We start from the raw sequence: 22,063 nt of genomic DNA on the forward strand, positions 1-22,063 counted from the left end.
TGAGCTCTTTAAAAGGTGATGTCCAATCCAAAACCATAATACACCATCGTAGGATAAGCACGGGCACTGTTAGCACCGCCACTTCTCATACTGTTGTCAAATTCCGATAATTCCGGATCCACAAAATCCACTTTGGAAAGGGTAAACAGGTTCTGGCCCGAGAGATAAGCACGGCAATTTTGCATGCCCAGCTTTTCAGTAAGTGACTTCGGCAAGGTATAGCCTACCTGCACATTTTTAAGTCGTAAGTACGCCGCATCAAACAAATACATGTCTGATCCTCTTCGGAAGTTATTGGTGTTTGACTGGCTGCCATTATCGGCCAGTCTGGGATAGCGTGCATCCGGATTTTGTGGCGTCCAATAGTCCAGCTGGTGCTCGTACATGGTCATGCCATAGTTATAGTGAAAAGGCTCCACCATTTCTCCACGGATCATCATGGACCTACTGCCCACTCCTTGGGCAAATACATTCAGGTCAAACCCTTTCACCCGGACATTATAAGTCAATCCAAACGTCATCCTTGGAAAAGGATTACCAAACACATATTTGTCATCGTCGTTGATCACACCATTGCCATCGACATCCACGTAGCGGTTATCTCCAGGCTGAACATTGAGCCCCTCTGGTTTGGCGCCACTCTCTACTTCATCAATGTTTTGGAAGTAACCGTCCCTTTTCAGCCCCACATAGGAATTAAAGGGATAGCCCTCTTTTAGCAGCACCTGCAGCTCTTCCAAGCCGGTAAGTCTTTCCTCTCCCTGAAAGTCCAATACCTTGTTTTTGGAATCAGCCAGGTTAAAGGAGAAGGTATGCTCAAACAAGTCTCCCCTGTGACGGTACGTTGTGGTAATTTCCCACCCCTTGTTGCCTACCTTGCCACTGTTGAAGTCTGGCAGGGAAGTCCCAAACACGCCTGGCACAGCTGGTGGCACCAATATATCAGAAGTCACTTTATCGAAGTAATCCAGGCTCAAGGTCAGTGCTCCGTCCAAAAAGTCCAAGTCTGCACCGATATTGAACGTGGCTGCTCTCTCCCACTGGATATTGGGATTGGCATAGTTAAATCCTGTTCCGCCCACAGCGGCATTGTTAAAGCCATAGGCATTTTGGAAGGTGAAGAAGGTGGTTTGGTATTGGTAATTTCCCACATTCTGGTTTCCTAGCACCCCGTAGGAAGACCTGATTTTCACCTCTCCGAAACGATCGCGGTAATTGCTCATAAAATCTTCTTCGGAGATTCGGTACCCTATTGATGCGGACGGGAAAAAGCCCCACCGAATGTCTTCTCGGAATTTGGAAGATCCGTCGTACCGAAAGCTAAATTCGGCAAAATACTTTTTGTCCAAATCATAGGAGACACGACCAAAAAGGGAATTCAGACTGTTTTCTGATGAGCTTTGGTTGGAGTTATAGCTATCTGGATTAATAATAGTCTCTGTAATGGGCGTGCCCAGCTCAGGATCTGTAAATCGCTTGTAGATACCTACACCCCGGTCACCGTGATTTTCATTGGATACCCCTAGCAGGGCATTCACTTCGTGGCGCTCAGCAAATACCTTATTATACTGCAGCATCAGCTGGGAGTTAAGGTCCAGGCCTTTTCTGCTCTCATCCGTGGTATTTCGGTCTCCCCCATAAATACCTCTTGGGTAAAAATCTACCTGCATGGTCCTGGCATACATATTATTGGAATACATATTAAAGCCAAAAACTCCACGCATCTTCAAGTCATTGGTCAACTTCAACTCACCACTGATGTTGCCAAAGACATTATCATCTATGTGTTCTCTAAAGCCACCTTTTTCCAGAATTCCCAAAGGATTGAATTGTTGTAGAATATCATTGGTCAGGTACCTTCCCAAGGAATCTTTTTGGTTATAGTATAACGGTACCCTGTTGGCATCGGCCATCAATGTTCCGCTGGAGAAGCTGTGGTCCTTGATTAACCTTCTCGTGTAGGCCAATCTTGAGCTCATCTTGAACCTTCCAAATTCATTGGTAAGGTTCATGCGGAAATTATACCGTGTGTAGCCTTTTTCAGGTCCCACAAAATTGCTGCGCTGATCGGTGTAACCTGCCGACACCAAATAGGTCGAGTTTTCTCCGCCGCCTGAGACCGAAAGGTTATGGTTTTGCTGAAGTGCATTCTTAAAAATCTCCTTCGCAAACCACTCCGTATCCCCGTTCTCCCTTATTTGACGGATTTCTTCAGGGCTAAACACCGCTTCACTCCTGCCCGCATTGAAAGCGGACTCATTGCGCAGCATGGCATTCTGATAACCGTGTACCGGTTGGGTAAAAAACTGCGGGGTATTGACACCCACAAGGCCATTGTAAGTGACTTTTGGGCGGCTATTTTTCTTGCCCTGCTTGGTCGTGATCAGCACGACGCCATTATTGGCCCTGGAGCCATAAATCGCTGCACTACCGGCGTCTTTCAGCACAGAGACACTTTCGATGTCCGAGGGATTCAGCAAGTTGATGTCTCCACCAATGACCCCATCGATGACGATTAGGGGGCTATTATCGCCCAATGTGCTGATACCACGGATATTCAGGTTGATTCCTGCTCCAGGTTCTGAATTTCGTTGTTGCACGATCAAGTTGGCCGATACGCCTTGTAAGGCTTGGCTCATGGTGGCCACTGGTCTGCCTTCCAGCTTTTCTTGGCCTACTTGGTCCACGGCCCCTACCACACTGAGCTTCTTCTGGGTGCCATAGCCCACTACTACCACTTCTTCCAGTGATGAAGTGCTCATGGTCAGGGTCACATTGATGGTGGACTGCGAGCCTACCACTACTTTCTTGGATTCGAATCCAATATAGGAAAACACCAATGTGGCTCCTTCAGCAGCTTCAATGGAATAATTACCATCAATGTCGGTCACCGTCCCCTTGCTAGGCTCTCCTTCGACGACCACCGAAGCCCCAGGAAGTGGCTCTCCCGTATCGTCCAAGACCTTTCCGGTCACCTGAATGAATGCCAATTGGGAAGGGCCTTCAGCTTTTTGGGCCTTTGATGAGGCTTTGGACACGTGAATGGTGCTGTTGATCTGTTTGAATTTCAGGTGTGTTTTGGAAGATATGTCTTCCAAAACGGATAGTAAAGATTGCTCTTTCACTGAAATGCTCACCAGAGGAGTATTCCTCACTTGATCCAAGTCAAAAGCGAACCTAAAATCCGTTTTTTGTTCGATGGCACGAAGCACCTTTTCCACCGGGGCATCCTCCAGCGCAAAGGTAACGAAGACACTTTCTAGGTCTTTCTGCTGGCTTCCGAAAGTTTGCTGATGGGCCAGTCCTCCTGTCATACACATCAAGAGGAACAAACACCGCATCAGCAGCTTTTTCCTGAAAACGAGTAGTTTTTGTTTCATTATTTTGGGATTATTTAGTTAATGTTATTCGACGTTATGTCGTTTACTTATTGCTGATATTTACTTTTCCATTTTTCATTTCATAATCAAAATTCAATGAGTATTCCATGCCTTTTAATACATTTTCCAAGCTTTCATTTTTAAATTCTCCGCTATATTTCCCAGGAAACTTCACTCCTGCCGCCAATTCAAACTCCACATTGTACCACCTTGAAAGACGGTCAAAAACCTGCTTATAGGATTCTTCCCGAAACTTCAGGATACGCTCTTTCCAGCCGATCAGCTGATCATAATCATACGTTCCTTTCGTGAGAGACAGGTCTCTCAAATCAAAAAAGGTCGCTTCATCAGGAAATACTGTGGCCGATACACCATTGTCAGTGGCTACTTTTACCTTTCCGGTCACTACCGCCACATGAAAGCCTTCGTCTTCTGGATATGCCCCAATGTCAAAGGAGGTCCCCAGTACAGTGGTTTTCAATTGGCCACTTTGTACTATAAAAGGCTTACCAGGATTCTTGACCACTTCAAAAAATGCTTGGCCATCCAACTTCACCGTGCGCACTTCTCCGAAACTGGAAGGAAACCGGATCTCACTGTCCGAATTTACCGTCACTTGGGAACCATCAGGCAGTCGAAATACCTTTTTCATTCCCTTGGGGACTTTCCTCACAATCCAATCCGAGACCGGGACATCTTCACTTGGCTCCGTTTGTCCTATCTGGAAATAGCTCAACATAAAAAAGCCCATCACCACCAGTGCCGCAGCCATGGGCAGCCACCATTTTATCACCCGGTTTGGATACCTGAAATGACTGTTATCGATTTCCTTATACTGCTCTTGTTTAACGTGATATAGGAGCAGGTTGTCTTTGATCCGGCTGAAGTCCTCCTGCGGCATTGGGTGCTGCTCCTTCCATGAAAGAGACTTGGCCAAATCCTTGGCCCTTACGAGCATTTCTTTTTTTTCAGGATGCTTTTCCACCCAATTATGCCAATAGCTGTCCAATTCTTCATTGGAATTGGATAACCACTTTATGAAAAGCGGATGCTTTAAAAAGTCTGCTTCATCTTTTGGGTCAAAGCTCATTGACATGGGACATTTTGGTTTATTACTCACGGTCTACTTTAAAAGAGACCGCCCCTTATAAAGTGACCCCATCAGGTTCATTCTTTTTTAATCAAAAAAACAAATGTCCAATTCCCTGCATATAACTTGGCTCCATTATATATGACCAAGTACAAATTACAAATAAAAAGTAACAAACACATATAAAACCAAACAATCACCACGAGAATCGAAATAAAAATTAAAAAACACCCCCTCATAATTATAAAAAGCGAAATAAATTTTGATTTTTATTTAATTTTAGTTAAATTATAAGTCCATTTTTTACCAACTCAACCAATTCATTTATGGATTTAAGCAATTACCAATGTACGGGGCTTTATGATGAGATGTTTCAGGAAGATGGTTCCTGTAGACCCCATTATCGTCCTTTTGAAAAACTTCTAATCAAGACCCACCCCAAAAAACTCAAGCAGCTGCAGTTCTCAGCGAACAAGACACAGCTGGCCATGGGTATGACTTTTAATGTCTATCACAATGAAGAAGGACTTGAAAAAATCCTTCATCTAGACATCATCCCCAGAATCATCCCAAACACGGAATGGCTCCAGCTGGAAGCGGGTCTGAAACAGCGCATCAATGCTCTGAATCACTTCATTCAGGACATTTACAATGATCAGAACATTCTTAATGATGGCATCGTGCCACGAGATCTTATCGAGAACAGCAAGGACTTCTTGAAACCTTGTATGGGTGTTACACCACCAAAGGGAATTTGGTGCCACATAACCGGCACAGACCTGATCCGTGACAAGAACGGGGAGTACTTTGTACTGGAAGACAACCTTCGGTGCCCTTCTGGGGTTTCCTACATGCTGGAAAGCCGGGAAATCATCAAAAAGGCATTTCCCAATGTTCTGAACAAGTCCGGGGTAATGCCCGTCTCCAACTACCCGGCCCGTCTGCTGGAAATGCTGCAGCACCTGAGTGACAAGGAAAAACCGGTGGTGGGTGTATTGACCCCCGGGATCTACAATTCTGCCTATTATGAGCATTCGTACCTGGCCTTGCAGATGGGCGCGGAACTGGTCACTGGTGAAGACCTGATCGTAAAGGACAAAAAAGTTTATATGCAGACCACCAAGGGCTTTGAGCCCATCGATGTGATCTACCGTAGAATAGACGATACTTTTTTGGATCCGCTCGTTTTTAATCCTGACAGCATGTTAGGGGTCACCGGGATCTTTGAAGCCTTCAAAGCAGGAAATATCGCCCTGGCCAATGCTCCGGGAACAGGCGTAGCCGATGATAAGGCCGTTTACGCTTATGTGCCCGATATTATCAAGTATTACCTGAATGAGGAGCCCATCCTGAAAAATGTGCCCACTTACTTGTGCAGAAGACCCGAAGAGCGACAGTACGTGCTGGACCATATCGAAGAGCTAGTGGTAAAAGAAACGAACGCTGCCGGCGGTTACGGTATGCTGATCGGTCCCAAGGCAACTCCTGAGGAACACGAAAAATTCAGAAAACTCATCACTGACAATCCATCCAACTATATAGCACAGCCCACCCTGTCGCTGTCCACCGTCCCCACACTGATCGAAGACACCGTGGAGTGCAGGCACGTGGACCTACGTCCTTATATTCTCTACGGCGATCAAATCGACGTAGTGCCAGGGGCACTGTCCAGAGTAGCCTTAAAAAAGGGATCCCTGGTGGTAAACAGTTCACAGGGAGGTGGAAGCAAAGATACTTGGGTACTTTATTAAAAAATCTACTATGTTAAGTCGCGTTGCAAATTCTATTTACTGGCTGGGAAGATACCTGGAGCGGGCGGAAAATTATGCCCGTTTTATTGATGTTAACTTTAACCTTATGCTTGACTTGCCTCCCGGGATGAAAGCCCAATGGGAGCCACTGATTCTGGCCACGGGTGACTTGGAACTCTACTCCAAAACACATGAGGACTTTGACAGGCGGTCGGTGATCCACTTTATGACACTGGACAAATCCAACCCCAATTCCATCCTTAGTACGGTCACCTATGCGCGGGAAAATGCCCGTATCATCCGTGAAAACCTCAGTAAGGAAACCTGGGAAAAGATCAATGAACTCTACCATGTTCTGAACCAGACCACTGAACGGAAAATATGGGACAAAAAAGATCCCAGAAGCTTCTTTGAACACATCAAGCACAGCACCCAATTACTCTATGGACTGGCAGACAGTACCGTGGCACGGACAGAAGGCTGGTATTTCAGAACGCTGGGAATGTACCTCGAAAGGGCGGACAAGACCAGCCGGATACTGGATGTCAAGTATCATATGCTGCTTCCCACCCCACAGGAAGTGGGAAGCCCCTTGGATTTTCTCCATTGGACTGCACTGCTGAAATCCGTCTCCGCATTCAATACCTATCGCCGTATGTACGGCATCATCGATGCAGGCGGGGTCCTTGAATTCCTAATATTCAACAGACAGTTTCCCCGCTCTGTTTACTTCTGCCTCAAAGAAGCGGAAGACTGTCTACACATGATTTCAGATTCCAAAACCCACGAATTTAAAAACGGTGCCGAAAAAGAACTGGGTGCATTACGATCAAAACTGGCATTTAGTGATATTAACGATATCATCAATGGTGGTCTGCATGAATCCATCGATGAAATTCAACAAAAAATAAATATAATTTCAACAGAAATTCAGTTAAATTTCTTCCAGATAAGACAAACGCCCTTTACTCAAAACCAACAATAAGAATGACCTTTTGCTTAGGTATAAAAACGAAACATGGAATCGTGGGACTTTCTGACACCCGCATCACCTCTGGAAATGAAACCACTACGTCTAAAAAAGTATATGTAGTCAACAAGAACAAACATACTTTCTTCGTGATGACTTCCGGTCTTCGATCGGTACGTGACAAGGCCATCACTTACTTTACTGAAGTCATCGAGCAGCAGGATGATAAGTTCAACAAGCTCTATAAAACCGTGAATGAGCTGGGCAACCAAATAAAACGGGTAGCAAAAGAGGACAAAGAATACCTGGAAAATTCTGGACTTGACTTTAACCTTCACGCTATCATCGGTGGCCAGCTTCAGGACGACGCAGAACCAATGCTATACCTACTCTATCCGCAAGGAAACTGGATAGAGATCAAAAGCGGTACCCCTTTTGTGATCATAGGTAATACAGGCTTTGGCAACCCTGTGCTGCGCAGATCGATCACGTATGATGAGAGCCTGGAATTTGCAATGAAAAGTGCCTTTCTGGCTTTCGATGCTACCAGAATATCCGCTAATGATGTGGACTTCCCCATTGATACGGTAACATTAGAAAACCATGGGTTTTATATCAAAGAACACCGCTTCGAACAAAATGAACTGATACATATCTCAGAATTCTGGAATAGCAGGCTAAAAAACGCTGTTTCCGAGCTCCCTGCTGACGTGTTAAACCAAGCCTTTCAGGCTAACGAATACCCAATAGATGAACACTGAAAAGCGTCTGCAAATCCATCATAAGACCTGTTACACGTATGGAGGAAAGGTAAAACTCAATCCACAGAAGATTTTACTTTCTCCTTCGATCAGGAGGTACTTTCAGGTACATTCAGTAAACACCAGTTTTTCGCCAACCCCAGAGGGAATAAATCAGCGGCTGGATATGGAAGGAAATTTGTTTCAGCAGGTCTGGTTTGATCAGGAAGTGGAAAAATTTGAGATCAACACCCAAATGGAACTGACTGTTTTTCCCGTAAATCCTTTTGAATTTATCATCGATAAGAGTTTTGAAAACCGAAATGAAGCAGGCGAATTAACCTTTTGCTATGATGAGGAAAAGCGATTTTACCTGCATCCGTTTTTAGCCAATGCCACCACTACCAACATCAGTGACCTTGCCCACCAGTTCAAGCGAGACAGTATAAATGCGGTAGATTTTCTCGTAAAAATCACTGCCCATATTCATGGCTTGTGCAGCCATATCATCCGAGAGGATCCGGGGATCTGGCCCTCTGAAAAGACGCTTTCAGAAAAGCAAGGTTCTTGCCGCGACTTGGCATGGCTCCTTATCTCCATTCTCAGAGGAGAAGGAATCGCCAGCAGGTTTGTCAGTGGCTATGCCTACAACCCCGATCTTGAAGAAAATCACGAGCTACACGCTTGGGTAGAAGCATATTGCCCAGGTGCCGGGTGGATCGGGCTTGACCCAAGCTTAGGACTACTGACTGGCGTGGGCTATATCCCATTGGCTGCCAGTTATCTCCCACACCTGACCTTACCAGTAAATGGTTCCTATGTCGGCAACTTTTCTTCAACCCTAGAAAGTAGTGTCGAGATAAAAGAGATTTAGCAGGAAAAGGAGCTGATAATGTCATTATTCAGTATGTAGTGGGGCAGAAACATGCTAATGCTATCACCTTTTAAAGCTCCTAACTCACAAATACGAAAAACATTCGAAGGATATCTTTGTGCTTCTCCAACATACCATGCAGGCTGTCCAGCGTTCTATAAAGTAATTTTCGGGCAGATTTAACCTGGGAAAACTCCATGATATGGGCAATTTCCTTATATGAAAGCCCTTCGAAAAAATACAGGGCCAAAATCTCCCGCTGTCTTACGGGAAGTCGATTACAAGCCTCCTCCAGGATTTTTCGTTGGTCCACGGTGAATTGGGTGCTAATGGAATGGTAATCAGGATCCACACGCAGTTGAAACCCATGTGTTTTCTCAAAATCGTCACCCAGCACCACGCGTTTTCGCTGCTTGATCAATCGTAAAAGCCTTCTTCTAAAGCTACTAAAAAGGTAATATTTTATAGATTGGGCCATTCCCAGTTTGTGCTTACTCCTAATAACCTGGTAAAACACATCTTGGACGGCATCATTGATGATTTCGGTGTCTTTGGTAAACTGTCTCCCATAGTTAAAAAGTTTATGGGCATATTGCTCAAAAATCTTCGCCAGTGCCGAATCACTTCCCTGCAGAAAAGCCACCCACAGTGCGGACTCAGAAGATTTATCCTCAATGGTTTCACCCATTGGATGCTTATTAGAAGCTGCAAGAGCTTCCTTCATTGGTTTTATGGATTCGGAAAGGGTCATTTTGGGTATCTTGGTTATTAGTGGCAACAAGGTGTCTTCTTCTCTAATTGCCCTACCATTTTATCAAATATAAGAATTCTGTCATTAACAACAAAATAACTAAACCATTTTAGCAACACACTAAAAGCATATTTATCGTTATAAATAGTATTTCAAGTCTAGCCACTGAAATTTAAAAAAATCAGTAAATTGTCAGATTACTTAACTTTTTCTTAATTGAAAAATTGAATAATGAGAGATTCTTAGCTCTACTTTTGGAATAAATAACTTCCCATGGCAAACAGCAGGTCAAGTGATACCGAACTTTTACGATTGATGGCATCACATAATGATCAAAGGGCTTTTAATACCATCTTTGATCATTATTGGGATGAGCTATACCATCTTGCTATTATGAAGTCCAAATGCCCCGATTTGGCACAGGACCTGACCCAGGAGGTTTTTATCAACCTTTGGAAATATAGAAAGACCATCCAGGTTAAATCTACATTCAGTGCTTACCTGGCCACTATGCTCAAATACGGTTTCTTTAAACACTTGGCAAAACAAGGTAAGGAAAGCACAAAGGGTGATTTTTTGGAAGAACCGTACCATGAAGAACATGGCTTTTCGATCATGGAATTTAATGAGCTTTATCATAAAATTAGTAAAATCACCACCTCCCTTCCTCCACGGTGCAAGGCAATTTTTGAAATGAGCAGCTTCCAGCAAATGTCAGTGGAGGAAATTGCCACTAACTTCAAGATCTCCACTTCCACCGTCCGTAACCAACTGGCAAGAGCCCGTGAAGTGTTTAGAGAACAACTGACAGAAGATGTCACTTTGATTGTCCTGCTGGCCATCTTCTTTCATTAGGTTCTGTTACCAAAACATTAAGCACGCATCGGTATCATTAATAATTTCATAACCATTTTCCCGTAGATGCTACGGTCTCCTTTTGACTCATAAAAGTGAAAAGGAGAAATTATGACCGTTCACCAATACTGGAAAAAACTCATTGATAAACTCTTCAGCAAAACCATTGAAGCGGATGAACTGCAAGAGCTGAACCAATGGTATGATGAAAAACAAAAGGATGCACCTTCCCTAACGGAGGCCGAGCTGGTGGAGCGAAAACAAAAAGCCTGGAAATACATCCAGACAAATACATCCATTAAGAAAACAGATCATTCACCGAACAGGCGCTGGATCACATGGTCTGGTAGCATAAAAATAGCCGCCAGCTTGTTTGTGGCCACGATCATAGGCTTACAGTATTGGGCACAGGACGAGGAAATTATTCCCCCAGCTAAAACGATCACGGTCACCAATAAACGGGGACAAGTCAGTAGCTTCATCCTTCCTGACAGTTCTAAGGTTTGGCTAAGCACAGGCTCTACCTTTTCGTATCCAGAGCGGTTCGACAGCATTCGAAATGTCGAGCTTATCGGAGAAGCTTATTTTGAAGTCAAAAGAAATCCTGCCAAACCATTTGTAGTTCAGTCAGCGGGGCTAAGGACGACAGTACTAGGAACCTCTTTTAACATCAGTGCCTATCCAGAGGAAAGCCCAAGTGTTTCAGTGCTCACCGGAAAAGTACAGGTAGCTGAAAATCATACCAATGGCCGAAAAATAAATTTGATCAAAAACCAGCAAACCCACTGGGAGATCGAAAAGGGCTTCACTCCCGCCCTGCCTTTTATTCCTGAAGCTGTTTTGAAATGGCAAAAAGGCATTTTGATTTTCGAAAATGCCTCCTTGGAAGAAGTAGTCAATGAATTTTCCAAGTGGTTTAACACCGACATCAAGCTTCATGGTGCCATGGACAGTTCCTGTAAGTTTACAGGTGAATTTAAAAACACGTCCCTGAAAAATGCTCTGGAAATCATCCAATATGCATTAAAAATCAACTATACCCTTAATGAAAATGAAGTAATCATCACTGCACATAATTGCATAAGGCAATAAAAAAATCCGGTGAAATTAGCCCTTTCACCGGATCTAAAAGATCAATTTAGTTATCCCTGTTGCTTCCATCTTCGACCATGTAGCAGCAAGGATGTAAACCTTTTATTCATCAAAATTATGAAAAAAAAACTACTTCGCATTGTTTTGAAGTCAACAGCGAACTTATTAATCATCGGTACCCTCATGTATTGCCTCAGCAATTTTGCTTTGGCCCACGAGACCAAGGCCCAGCACATGGGCGAAACGCGAATCGAGCTTTCCACCAGCAAGATGGAGCTTTGGCAATTCTTCTCCCAAGTAGAAGCCCAAAGTAGTTTCAGGTTCCACTATAATGCCTTCTTGTCAGATGTGGAGACCATGGTGTCGTTAAGTGGCTCATCAGACTTGGAAACCCTGCTTTATGAAGTCGCCAAACAAACTGACCTCAGTTTTAAGCAAGTCAATGAAGATATTGCTGTAAGAAAATTGAGAAAAAGTAAGGAGAGTAAGGCAGTGGTCGTGAACATTGAGATATCAGGAACCGTGACCGATGTGGATACTGGAGAACCCATCGTCGGCGCATCGGTCTTCATCGAGGGTTCTGGTATTGGAATAGCCACTGACTTGGATGGTAACTGGACCTTGGATATTCCAGAAGACCTAATGGGAAAAACCATCACAGCCAGTTACCTGAGCTATCAAACGGCCACTGCCACCATCGGCCAAGCATCAATCAATTTCAGCCTAAAATCCAATGAGCTTGACGAAATCGTGGTCGTGGGCTATGGCACCCAGAAAAAAGTAAACCTCACAGGCGCTGTGGACCAAGTCACTGGAGAGGTATTCGAAAACCGGCCCGTTCCCAACATTGCCCAAGGGCTACAGGGAGCAATTCCGAACTTGAACATCAACATCCAAGATGGAAAACCTACCCAATCACCGTCCTTTAACATTCGTGGAACGACCTCCATCGGCCAAGGCGGCAATGCGTTGGTGCTGATCGATGGTGTAGAAGGCGATCCATCCATGATCAACCCTTCGGATATTGAGAGCATTTCCGTTCTTAAGGATGCTTCGGCCTCTTCTATTTATGGTGCCAGAGGTGCTTTTGGGGTGATCCTCATCACCACCAAATCTCCCTCCAAGGACAAGATGTCCCTTTCCTACACCACCAACTGGTCCATTAAGTCCCCCACGGTAGTTCCTGATCTGGTTACCGACGGCTATACCTGGGCCAGCATGTTCAACGAAGCGTGGACGGCATGGAACGATTACTCACAAACACCCCAAAATGCCAATAAAACGCTTCCTTTCTCACAGGAATATTTAGCGGAATTAAAGCGAAGATCTGAAGACCCAAGCTTACCAGATATCGAAACCGGGCCAAATGGTGAATATATCTACTATGGCAGCACGGATTATTACGGAGAATTGTACAAAAAGAGCCTCTTGGCCATGGAACATAACCTTTCCCTTTCCGGCAGCAATGGTAAAACGGGTTATTACATCACGGGAAGGTACTTTGACCAAGAAGGTCTGTTCCGCTACAATGCTGATGATTTCAAAATGTACAATTTCAGGGCAAAAGGTTCTTTGGAAATGACCGACTGGCTGACTGTAGAGAATAATACCGAGTATTCCTTCAGGCAATATCACAACCCGCTTAACGTCGGCGAAGGCGGAAGTATCTGGCGGAACATTGCTGATGAAGGCCATCCTTTAGCTCCTATGCTAAATCCTGACGGTACACTCTCCTATTCTGCAGCTTACACCATTGGGGATTATTACTATGGTAAAAATGGTATTGACACTGAGCGAAGCATCATCAAAAACATCACTAGCTTCAATTCCCAGTTCTTTGACAATACCTTCCGTGTTCGGGGAAATTTCACTTTCCAAGATATCCAAAACGACGAACAGCGAATCCGGGTGCCAGTACCTTACAGCAGAAGTGAAGGGGTCATTGAATATGTCGGCACCAACACCAACGACATCCGAAACCAACGTGCGGAAACACGCTATATGGCCACCAACATCTATGCTGAATACGAGCCAAAACTGCAAGGGCTACACAGTGTAAAAGGCTTGGTAGGCTATAACTTCGAGACCTCTACTTATAACAGCCTCACGGCCCAAAGAAACGGTCTAATCTACGAAGACGCCCAAGATATCAACCTTGCCCTTGGCCAATCCATCACCACCAACGGTGGCTGGGACAGATGGGATATCCAAGGAGGTTTCTTCAGGGTTAACTATAATTATGCAGGCAAGTACCTTTTGGAAGTAAACGGCCGTTATGATGGCTCTTCCAAATTTCCCGAGGATCAGCGTTATGCCTTCTTTCCTTCCTTCTCAGCAGGCTGGAGGGTATCTGACGAATCTTTCTTCAATGTACCTGAAACCGCAATTTCAGATTTTAAGATTCGTGGTTCCTATGGTTCACTAGGAAATGGCAATATCAATTCTTACGCCTTCCAAGAGTTGTTTTCAATCTCCCAATCGGGCAGAGTACTCAATGGCGTCAAGCCGCAATACACTAATCAGCCCGGTGTACTCCCCGATGGCTTGACCTGGGAAACCTCCACTACTGCTAATATCGGTATCGACTTGGGCATGTTAAGTAACCGTTTGACATTTACGGGTGACGCCTACATTAGAAATACCACGGACATGTTTACGGTGGGCAAGTCCTTGCCTGCAGTGTTTGGAACAGTGGTACCAAAAGGAAATTACGCTGACTTGCGCACTAAAGGGTGGGAATTTGTCATTGCATGGAGGGATCAAATCAATGTTGCCTCCAAACCCCTTAATTACAACGTGAAGTTCTTTATGGCGGATTATAACTCCACTATCACCAAATATAATAATGAAAACAAACAGCTCACCGACTATTATGAAGGCATGAAAGTAGGTGAAATTTGGGGGTATGTCACCGAAGGACTGTTTGAATCCATGGAAGACATCAATTCCCATGCTGACCAAAACTATATTCAATCCTCCACAAGCCGAACCACACTGCCAGGGGACATTAAATTCCAAGACCTGAACAATGACGGTGTGATCAACAAGGGCCTTAACACCGTAGCCAATCCCGGCGACCAAAAAATCATCGGTAACTCCGCTCCTCGCTACACCTATGGATTTAACATTGACCTGAGTTGGAACAACTTTTTCCTTAACACCTTCTTCCAAGGCGTAGCCAAGAGAGATTGGTGGCCAGGTGGAGAAGCTGGATTATTCTGGGGCCAATACAACCGTCCGTACAACGACGTGCCAAAATCCATGCTGGGCAATATCTGGTCAGAGGATAATCCGGATGCTTATTTCCCAAGATACCGCGGCTATACCTCCATCGGTAACAATCGCTCATTATCATCTGTACAGACCAGGTATTTGCAAAGCATAGCTTACCTGAGGATGAAAAACATCCAGATCGGTTATAACCTTCCCAAGCATGTCGCTTCTAAATACAAGATGAGCGCAGCCCGGGTTTATCTCTCTGGTGAAAACCTGTTGACCTGGTCGCCACTTTACAAGGTCACCAAAAACCTGGATGTAGAAAACACCGGCCCGTCTGATCTCGTCCTTACCTCCGGTACTTCTGGCAACGGAAACAACTACCCTATTCTTAAGAGTGTTACCCTTGGACTATCTATTACCTTCTAAAAACGACCTGAATCAATGAGAAATATCAAAAAACTATTTGGATCCATTGCCCTAGCAAGTGTGGTCGCAGCTGGCTGCGCCGAGCTGGACCAATATCCTGAGGCCACTACTTCAAAAAGCGCTGTCTTTAACAGTGAAAATGGCCTGAACTTATATGCAAACTCCTTCTATAATGCCCTGCCCACAGCCAGAAACATCCATTCTGGTGATGAAATGGCAGACTATGCTGCCCGGACACAGGTGCCGGATTTTATAAGACCGGGCAACTTCAACCCTTCACAAAGTAGCGGATGGAATTGGGAAGACCTTCGGAATATTAATTACTTCCTAGAAAACAACAACAGTGAAGAAGTAGGCAAAGAAACCAGGGATCATTTTAACGCCCTTGCCCGCTTCTTTAGGGCTTTCTTCTACTTCGAAAAAGTAAAACGCTTCGGTGACGTGCCTTGGATCAATACTCCCATGTCCGTAGATGACCCCGCGCTATTTGACGGCCGTGATCCGAGGACGTTGGTAATGGACTCTGTTTTGGCTGATCTGGATTATGCCATTGCCAATATCGGTGAAGAGGAAGATGAAAGCCGGAGCCTTATCACCAAAAATGTAGTGTTGGGAATTAAATCTCGTATTTGTCTCTTTGAAGGAACCTTCAGAAAATATCATGAAGATTATGAACTGACCAGCTCGGTAGAAAAATGGCTCAACGAAGCGGCATCAGCCGCCAAGCAAGTAATGGATAATGGGAATTTCTCCCTGTACAAAAGCGCTGGAGAGGATTTTTCCTATCGCTCACTATTTATCAGCGAAAAGCCCGTGGCACAAGAAATCATGCTGGCAGTCGTAATTGACCCTTCCCTTAGCATATTTCATGATGCCAACTGGTGGTGGACCAGTTCCACTTATGGTGCCAGGGTGAGTTTGACAAGAGATTTTATCCGCACTTATCTAAATGAAGATGGCACGCCGTTTACGGAGCTTTCAGGGCATGAAACCATGACCTTTATGGAAGAAACCGAAAACAGGGACAAAAGGCTACAACAAACCATTCGTATGGGCGACTACACCCGTGTCAATGCCGGTACAGTAGTGCCTGCCCCTCCAATATTTTCCTATACCTACACTGGTTACCAACCTATCAAATGGACACTGGATGATATGTATTTTGATGGAGGTAACAGAAACACCAACAGCGTAAGTATTCTTCGTTACGCCGAGGTGTTGCTAAACTACGCCGAGGCCAGAGCAGAACTGGGTGAATTTACTGAAGCAGATTGGATACTGACCATTGGAGCGCTGCGCGAAAGGGCTGGCATCACCGGAAACCTTAGCATGCCCACAATGTCTGACCCTTACTTACAACAAACCTATTTTCCCGAAATCACGGATCCTGTGCTTTTGGAAATCCGACGAGAGCGAGGCATTGAGTTGGTTTTGGAGGGATTCAGATTCTATGATATCGTCCGATGGAACAAAGGCGAGTTAATGGAAATGCCTTGGAATGGGTTCTATGTACCAGCTCTCAATACTCCACTAGATCTCAATGAAGATGGAATTCTTGATGTGGCATTTTACACCCAACTTCCATCCAGCCAAGTGGACGGGGTGACCTATATCAATGTCAGCAAAAACCTTGACTCAGGGATCAATCCACAGCAGCTGGAGGAAGGCAATAAAGGAGAGATCCAATGGCTGGACCATCAGCCACGCAAATGGGAGGAAAAAAATTACCTCTATCCTATTCCTGAGAATGACCTACTGATGAATCCTGCTCTGGGACAGAATCCAGGCTGGTAATTCCAAAAATAACCAGTAAATTGGCCGCGGATTGACAGGGGTATTTGGCAGGAATGTCGACCAGTGTTTTCCGCAGCCAATCAATTATTGACACTTGTTTAATCTTTTCTTAAAAAACTTAAAGCCTATTAAAGTGAGCAAAAACCGATTTAAAACTTATCTAGTAGCAGTCTTTGCACTGCTGGGAACATTTATTTTATCAATGAAGGCCCAGGCACAAAGTGAACAGCTCACTGTGGCTACTTTCAATATTCGCTACGACAACCCCGGTGATGCCCCCAATAACTGGGGCCACCGTAAGGAGGTAGTAGTGGACCTGATCCAATTCCATGGCTTTGACATCTTTGGGATCCAGGAAGGGCTAAAACACCAAGTAGAATACCTGGACGAACACCTGTCCAGCTTTGCTTATGTCGGCGTGGGCAGGGATGACGGAGAGGAAAAGGGGGAATACTCCGCTATCTTCTATAATAAGGAGAAATTTGAGGTACTGGAAAGCAATACCTTTTGGCTTTCGACAGACACCACCAAGCCCAACAAAGGCTGGGACGCAGCCCTTCCGAGAATCTGCACTTGGGCCAAAATGGAAGACAAGGCCAGTGGCCAGCAATTCTATTTCTTCAATACGCATTTTGACCATGTGGGTACGGAAGCCCGTCAAGAAAGCGGCAAGCTGATCCTCAGCAAGATCAAGGAAGCCGACCAAGCAGGTATCCCGGTCATGCTTACGGGAGACTTTAACGTCGATCAGGAAAATCCCGCTTACCTGCTTTTGGAAAATTCCGAAGAACTTAAAGACTGCTATAAAGCTGCGGACATACGCTACGCAAACAATGGCACCTTTAACAGCTTCAACAACACCAAAAGCACGGACAAGCGCATCGACCATGTCTTCGTGAGTGAATTCCTACATGTCAAAAAATACGGTATCCTTACCGATACCTATCATAATCTTTACCCCTCTGACCATTTCCCAGTGATGGCCGTGATCGAATGGGATTTTTAGTATCAGGTATCTAGACAGTAATAGGTCCAAGTCTGCCGACTTGGACGATTTAGTTCTAATAAAAAAGTGCATTCACTCTGGTGAATGCACTTTTTACAATTTATCCCATACTTGACAAATACAGGAGGTAAACCAAATTATGACCAAATCTAAAATTTCACACCAAAGCTGATTCCATAGGACTTGACAGATAATCTAGTAGGGTCTTCATTCGCATAACCCAACAACGGTTTAGTTCCGTCTAACTTAAAATAGTTTTGCTCGAAGAAGATATTGGCATTTAAATTGAACCTGTCTCTTTTAAGAAAGGGGAAACCCAGTCCCAATCGGAAATTATTTCCACTTTTAAACTTGTCTTTATCGAGGGTGAAATTATGGGCATCCTGAAGATATACATACACGTTATTAGGGTCAACAAAATAGTACCTAAGTATCCCCCCTAGCTTCAGCATTACATAATCGGGATCTGACAATGTCTGAAATCCCCCCAAGACACCTATACTCAGCTTTTTAAACAAAAGGTAATTATAATCTCCATGGACACCAAAGGACTTCAATAAAAACCCATGATCTTTCAACTCCACATCATAGTTTTTCCTGCCGTCAAAATATAAATAGTGTTTTTTGTTCGGAAAGACTAGATCTAGCTCTATATTGGATATCCACCTATCTTGAGCATAAGTACATCCACTACAAAAGATCAGAATACTTATAATAAATAGCTTCATAATATATAGTTCAATGTTGTTTAACGTTTCTCCGGTAGGTCAGAAAAGTTACATGGCCCTTTTTTGCTTACGCTGAATTTAGAATTTCACTCCGAAGCTGATCCCGAAGGAACTTACTTCTAATGAGTTAGGCTCTTCATCTACAAAGCCAAGCAAGGGGCGTGCTCCTCTTAGGCTAAGGACATTGTTTTCAGCAAAGATGTTCGCATTGATATTAAAACCAGATCGCTTAAGAACTGGAAAACCTAGTCCTATCCTCACATTGCCTCCGTTTTTAAACTTCTCCTGATCAAGCGTAAAGTTATAGTTGCTCAGCAGATATACATACACATTGTCAGGATCTACAAAATAGTACCTAAAGATCCCTCCCAGCTTCAGCATTACATAATCGGGATTTGATAATGTCTGAAAACCGCCTAAGGCACCTATACTGAATTTCTTAAATAAGAGGTAACTGTAGTCCCCCTGTATGCCAAAAGATTTTAGCAGAAACCCATGGTCTTTAAGTTTCACGTCATTGTTCTTCCGGCCATCAAAATAGGTGTACTCCTTCTTCTGGGGGAAGACGAAATCTATCTCTACATTGGATATCCACCTGTTCTGCCCGTAAATATGTCCACTGCAAAAGATTAATACAATTATTACAATTGACTTCTTTATCATGTTTTATTCCAATTAGTTTAGAAAATCTCACTTATTCAAGCTTAGTTTTGGGATTCAGAATTCTCTCGATGCACTTTCGGTGTTGATCTAGTGTCAGCTTACCAAAAAACATCAACAACTAAAATTTCTACAAATAATTCAAAATATTAGTCTACTTCCTTTCCAGGCATTGCCACGTCTGGCCAGACCATAAACGTCCACTTCATAGTGGGTATAATCGATAAATGAATTCTCAGCGGGCTTCACTGTATATTTCCATCCTTTTGCTGATCCCCATCCGGCAAAAAGCTGGAAGCTCGCATCTTCATAAAATATCCGCTTAATCTTATTCTCATTCGTCACACTATACCGCTCATCAAAGTAAATTGTCTCGATTTCCTTGTCACTTTTCTGATAGGTGACCGCAAACGGTTGGTTCGGGTTTCCACTGTTAATTTGGCTACTTATAAAATCAGTCCCCATTTTATACAATTCCTTTATATTGGATTTACTGGTGATATCCTCTGTGGTCAATTTCAGCTTATATCCGTCGATAACAGGAAGATTTGGGATATAAATATTAAGAATATTTGATGTTTCAATCTTAAAAAACGGTAAAACATTTTCAGTCACATCAATCTGCACATCTACAAAATAGAGCCCTTGGTTGATTTGGCTTTCCCTTGCCTTGAACCTCCCGCCATACAAATAAAGTGGTGCTTTGAAATCAGTGCTGAACAAACTACTGGGCTGTTTTATTTTAATTTTAGGTTCAGGAAATTTATATTTTAGTAGTATGCGGTTGATCCCTAAATGAAGCTCATCGGACTCCGATGCCCACCATACCCCAAACCTTCTTCTTTGGGTCTTGGCAAGGACTCCAACGGATTTATAGAATTTATAATCCTGATCCCAAAATTCCGTTTTTATCCGGTGCTTATCATCGAAATAGTTAAGACAAAACTTCCTTTTTCCGAATGGTTCGAATATCCAATTACTATGATCATTGCATCTTATTAGACTATTAATTCTTTCCTGTAATTTTTCTTCAGCACTGGTTTGTGGATAAGAGGGTATCGGCGAATATCCTCCCGATCCTCCTCCTGTCCCACATTCATATGGAGCAGGAGCTATAAATTTATAAACGCCTTTATCAACGGATGAAACACCTGTCTCCATCCTGACCATTATGCATGGATCGACCTTATTACCAAAAGACCCGGACTTTTTGGCATCGTTAAGGTAATCAAACAGATCAACGGAATCCTTGACATGCGAAAAGAAAAGTCCCTCTTCCGTAAACCTATACAGCGTATCATTCACAATAATTTCATTGTTGTCATTGACAAACGACGCAAGATAAGGATCGGCAATCAACTCGCTCTCCTCACTATCATCAACACTCAATCCCTCAGTCCTTCTCTTTAGCTTATATTCGGCAGAAAACTTCGCCTGCAAGGATTCATTTTCAGGACTTACTATAGCCCTATGAGACCGGAATCCACTTTCATAGTATTTTTCAAATTTCTCAGCAGTAGCGTCGTCATCCTCCTGCTTAAATTCTTCAATGGAACTGCTCAAGGAGGCACTGGATGGAAAAACAAACCGTCCATTCTGAATCTTTCCACCATCCTATTTCCCCGACTTATTAGCCTCAGATAAGATTTCTCCCTGCCCTACATCCTAACAGCTATACCAAAAAAAGGAAGTCAGTACTAGTATCCAAGCAAAATGTCCTCGTGTGTGTGTGTAGCTTCTTACAGTTTTCATATTACAATATTTAGTTGAAAAATAATCACACACTAAACCTAATAGTTGTATTATAAAAGTTTGTGAAAGCCACCTACGCAAATATACGCAACATCACAAAACCCATGTATTTTAGTATTAATCAATTGCTACTGGTAAAAAATTTAAGTAAATTCTTCGTCTCATTTGGTCCAAGTCACTGTTCCATTTAAGGCTTGAACAATGCCAATATATCAAAAATCCACCTGCCACTTCCCATTACAAAAGTGACAAATGGATTTCTTGCTCATTACTCAATACTGACTACTCCATACTCAAATTACCTCTCCCAGAAGAATGGTGGCTCGATGCCCAGGCTTCTCAAGTACACATAGCCTTGGCCACGGTGATGGATCTCATTATCCACGAAATAGAACAAGGTATCATAGTTGGCATTTTCATACTGGCCAAAGGCCACCTCCACCTTCTGGAACCGCTCTGAAGTAATGTTTGGCCAGGTTTCATCGATTATTTTGGTCACTTTATCCCATAATTCCAGCAGACCTTCCTTGGTGTTGGGCATGGATTTGGTGTGGTCAAATTCCTCCACCTGCTCCCAGTTCCCGGTGGCCAGCCCCTTCACTCCAGGCACAGCGATATCGATCATCTCCATCACCAATTGCGCAAATGTACGCATGTCTCCAACCGAATAGTTGAAAAGCTTGTCTTCAGGGAAGGCTTCAATGGTCCTGCGGGTAAGGTTTCTGTGTCCCTGCCAATGCTTTAACATGACTTCGGTAGATACAAATAATTCCTGACTGGCTGTTGCGGATTGCGTTTTCATAATAATGTCTTTTTAAAAGGTTTAAAATCAATTTGTATTACAAAGAAAACACTGACCAGTGACAGCCCTATGTCAGTAGGATTTGGGAAAGTTGAAAAATTTTAAAATTAGAAGATTTGACTATTTTAGGGAATTCCAAATCCCAAGTATTTTGAGGTCAGGATTTACGTTTG

General features: G+C 43.7%; 16 protein-coding genes. 9 read left to right on the top strand and 7 right to left on the bottom strand.

The window, feature by feature from the left end; genetic code table 11:
* Window positions 1-8: 8 nt before the first annotated feature.
* Together FKX85_RS18710 and FKX85_RS18715 are read right to left on the bottom strand one after the other, a co-directional pair.
* Entirely contained in the window at window positions 9-3,380 is a 3,372-nt protein-coding gene (locus FKX85_RS18710) for a SusC/RagA family TonB-linked outer membrane protein (protein ID WP_141616181.1), read from the bottom strand.
* A gap of 43 nt (window positions 3,381-3,423) precedes the next feature.
* Window positions 3,424-4,476 carry a FecR family protein gene (locus FKX85_RS18715; protein WP_141616182.1) on the bottom strand — a complete coding sequence of 351 codons (1,053 nt, stop codon included), beginning with the start codon at window positions 4,474-4,476 and terminating at the stop codon, window positions 3,424-3,426.
* A gap of 320 nt (window positions 4,477-4,796) precedes the next feature.
* Between FKX85_RS18715 and FKX85_RS18720 the strand changes: the two genes are divergently transcribed.
* Genes FKX85_RS18720 through FKX85_RS18735 form a run of 4 tightly spaced genes read left to right on the top strand, consistent with a single transcriptional unit; the run spans window position 4,797 to window position 8,805 of the window.
* Window positions 4,797-6,221, top strand: coding sequence for a circularly permuted type 2 ATP-grasp protein (locus FKX85_RS18720; protein ID WP_141616183.1), 1,425 nt, complete (start codon window positions 4,797-4,799; stop codon window positions 6,219-6,221).
* Between the two features lie 10 nt (window positions 6,222-6,231).
* Window positions 6,232-7,206: an alpha-E domain-containing protein gene (locus FKX85_RS18725; protein ID WP_141616184.1), complete on the top strand. Its 975-nt coding sequence runs from the start codon at window positions 6,232-6,234 to the stop codon at window positions 7,204-7,206.
* A gap of 2 nt (window positions 7,207-7,208) precedes the next feature.
* Window positions 7,209-7,952 (top strand): peptidase, encoded by a 744-nt coding sequence (locus tag FKX85_RS18730; RefSeq protein ID WP_141616185.1) that lies wholly within the window; start codon window positions 7,209-7,211, stop codon window positions 7,950-7,952.
* On the top strand, window positions 7,942-8,805 hold the full coding sequence (locus FKX85_RS18735; protein ID WP_141616186.1) for a transglutaminase family protein: 864 nt from the start codon (window positions 7,942-7,944) through the stop codon (window positions 8,803-8,805). Before FKX85_RS18730 ends, FKX85_RS18735 begins: the two co-directional genes overlap by 11 nt.
* A 79-nt stretch (window positions 8,806-8,884) precedes the next feature.
* Here FKX85_RS18735 and FKX85_RS18740 read toward each other — a convergent pair whose 3' ends face one another.
* Window positions 8,885-9,529 (bottom strand): RNA polymerase sigma factor, encoded by a 645-nt coding sequence (locus tag FKX85_RS18740; RefSeq protein WP_229239680.1) that lies wholly within the window; start codon window positions 9,527-9,529, stop codon window positions 8,885-8,887.
* Between the two features lie 300 nt (window positions 9,530-9,829).
* On the opposite strand from FKX85_RS18740, the gene FKX85_RS18745 reads away from it, so the two are divergent.
* The 5 genes from FKX85_RS18745 (at window position 9,830) to FKX85_RS18765 (ending at window position 17,948) form a co-directional block, all read left to right on the top strand.
* The gene (locus FKX85_RS18745; RefSeq protein WP_141616188.1) at window positions 9,830-10,411 is read left to right on the top strand and encodes an RNA polymerase sigma factor; all 582 of its coding nucleotides are present in this window, start codon (window positions 9,830-9,832) and stop codon (window positions 10,409-10,411) included.
* A gap of 111 nt (window positions 10,412-10,522) precedes the next feature.
* On the top strand, window positions 10,523-11,503 hold the full coding sequence (locus tag FKX85_RS18750; RefSeq protein WP_141616189.1) for a FecR family protein: 981 nt from the start codon (window positions 10,523-10,525) through the stop codon (window positions 11,501-11,503).
* Window positions 11,504-11,620: 117 nt separating this feature from the next.
* Window positions 11,621-15,148, top strand: a complete 3,528-nt coding sequence (locus FKX85_RS18755) for a SusC/RagA family TonB-linked outer membrane protein (protein WP_141616190.1) — start codon at window positions 11,621-11,623, stop codon at window positions 15,146-15,148.
* Between the two features lie 15 nt (window positions 15,149-15,163).
* A complete protein-coding gene (locus tag FKX85_RS18760) occupies window positions 15,164-16,942 on the top strand; it encodes a RagB/SusD family nutrient uptake outer membrane protein (protein ID WP_141616191.1) in 1,779 nt (592 codons plus the stop codon).
* 133 nt (window positions 16,943-17,075) lie between these two features.
* On the top strand, window positions 17,076-17,948 hold the full coding sequence (locus tag FKX85_RS18765) for an endonuclease/exonuclease/phosphatase family protein (RefSeq protein WP_210416868.1): 873 nt from the start codon (window positions 17,076-17,078) through the stop codon (window positions 17,946-17,948).
* Between the two features lie 149 nt (window positions 17,949-18,097).
* Here FKX85_RS18765 and FKX85_RS18770 read toward each other — a convergent pair whose 3' ends face one another.
* The 4 genes from FKX85_RS18770 to FKX85_RS18785 all read right to left on the bottom strand — a co-directional run bounded on the left by FKX85_RS18770 (window position 18,098) and on the right by FKX85_RS18785 (window position 21,890).
* A complete protein-coding gene (locus tag FKX85_RS18770) occupies window positions 18,098-18,676 on the bottom strand; it encodes a hypothetical protein (RefSeq protein ID WP_141616192.1) in 579 nt (192 codons plus the stop codon).
* A gap of 78 nt (window positions 18,677-18,754) precedes the next feature.
* A complete protein-coding gene (locus tag FKX85_RS18775) occupies window positions 18,755-19,339 on the bottom strand; it encodes a hypothetical protein (RefSeq protein ID WP_141616193.1) in 585 nt (194 codons plus the stop codon).
* Between the two features lie 138 nt (window positions 19,340-19,477).
* Window positions 19,478-20,899, bottom strand: a complete 1,422-nt coding sequence (locus tag FKX85_RS18780; RefSeq protein WP_141616194.1) for a hypothetical protein — start codon at window positions 20,897-20,899, stop codon at window positions 19,478-19,480.
* Between the two features lie 487 nt (window positions 20,900-21,386).
* Window positions 21,387-21,890 (bottom strand): DinB family protein, encoded by a 504-nt coding sequence (locus FKX85_RS18785; protein ID WP_141616195.1) that lies wholly within the window; start codon window positions 21,888-21,890, stop codon window positions 21,387-21,389.
* Between the last annotated feature and the right edge of the window lie 173 nt (window positions 21,891-22,063).

The sequence above is a fragment of the Echinicola soli genome, from assembly GCF_006575665.1.
Lineage (GTDB): Bacteria > Bacteroidota > Bacteroidia > Cytophagales > Cyclobacteriaceae > Echinicola > Echinicola soli.

Bases quoted from the DNA above. Each gene is read 5' to 3' on its own strand.
- FKX85_RS18735 (WP_141616186.1), top strand. From the start codon at position 7,942: ATGAACACTGAAAAGCGTCTGCAAATCCATCATAAGACCTGTTACACG.
- FKX85_RS18715 (WP_141616182.1), bottom strand. From the start codon at position 4,476: ATGTCAATGAGCTTTGACCCAAAAGATGAAGCAGACTTTTTAAAGCAT.
- FKX85_RS18710 (WP_141616181.1), bottom strand. From the start codon at position 3,380: ATGAAACAAAAACTACTCGTTTTCAGGAAAAAGCTGCTGATGCGGTGT.
- FKX85_RS18745 (WP_141616188.1), top strand. From the start codon at position 9,830: ATGGCAAACAGCAGGTCAAGTGATACCGAACTTTTACGATTGATGGCA.
- FKX85_RS18740 (WP_229239680.1), bottom strand. From the start codon at position 9,529: ATGAAGGAAGCTCTTGCAGCTTCTAATAAGCATCCAATGGGTGAAACC.
- FKX85_RS18770 (WP_141616192.1), bottom strand. From the start codon at position 18,676: ATGAAGCTATTTATTATAAGTATTCTGATCTTTTGTAGTGGATGTACT.
- FKX85_RS18750 (WP_141616189.1), top strand. From the start codon at position 10,523: ATGACCGTTCACCAATACTGGAAAAAACTCATTGATAAACTCTTCAGC.
- FKX85_RS18785 (WP_141616195.1), bottom strand. From the start codon at position 21,890: ATGAAAACGCAATCCGCAACAGCCAGTCAGGAATTATTTGTATCTACC.
- FKX85_RS18720 (WP_141616183.1), top strand. From the start codon at position 4,797: ATGGATTTAAGCAATTACCAATGTACGGGGCTTTATGATGAGATGTTT.
- FKX85_RS18775 (WP_141616193.1), bottom strand. From the start codon at position 19,339: ATGATAAAGAAGTCAATTGTAATAATTGTATTAATCTTTTGCAGTGGA.
- FKX85_RS18760 (WP_141616191.1), top strand. From the start codon at position 15,164: ATGAGAAATATCAAAAAACTATTTGGATCCATTGCCCTAGCAAGTGTG.
- FKX85_RS18755 (WP_141616190.1), top strand. From the start codon at position 11,621: ATGAAAAAAAAACTACTTCGCATTGTTTTGAAGTCAACAGCGAACTTA.
- FKX85_RS18730 (WP_141616185.1), top strand. From the start codon at position 7,209: ATGACCTTTTGCTTAGGTATAAAAACGAAACATGGAATCGTGGGACTT.
- FKX85_RS18725 (WP_141616184.1), top strand. From the start codon at position 6,232: ATGTTAAGTCGCGTTGCAAATTCTATTTACTGGCTGGGAAGATACCTG.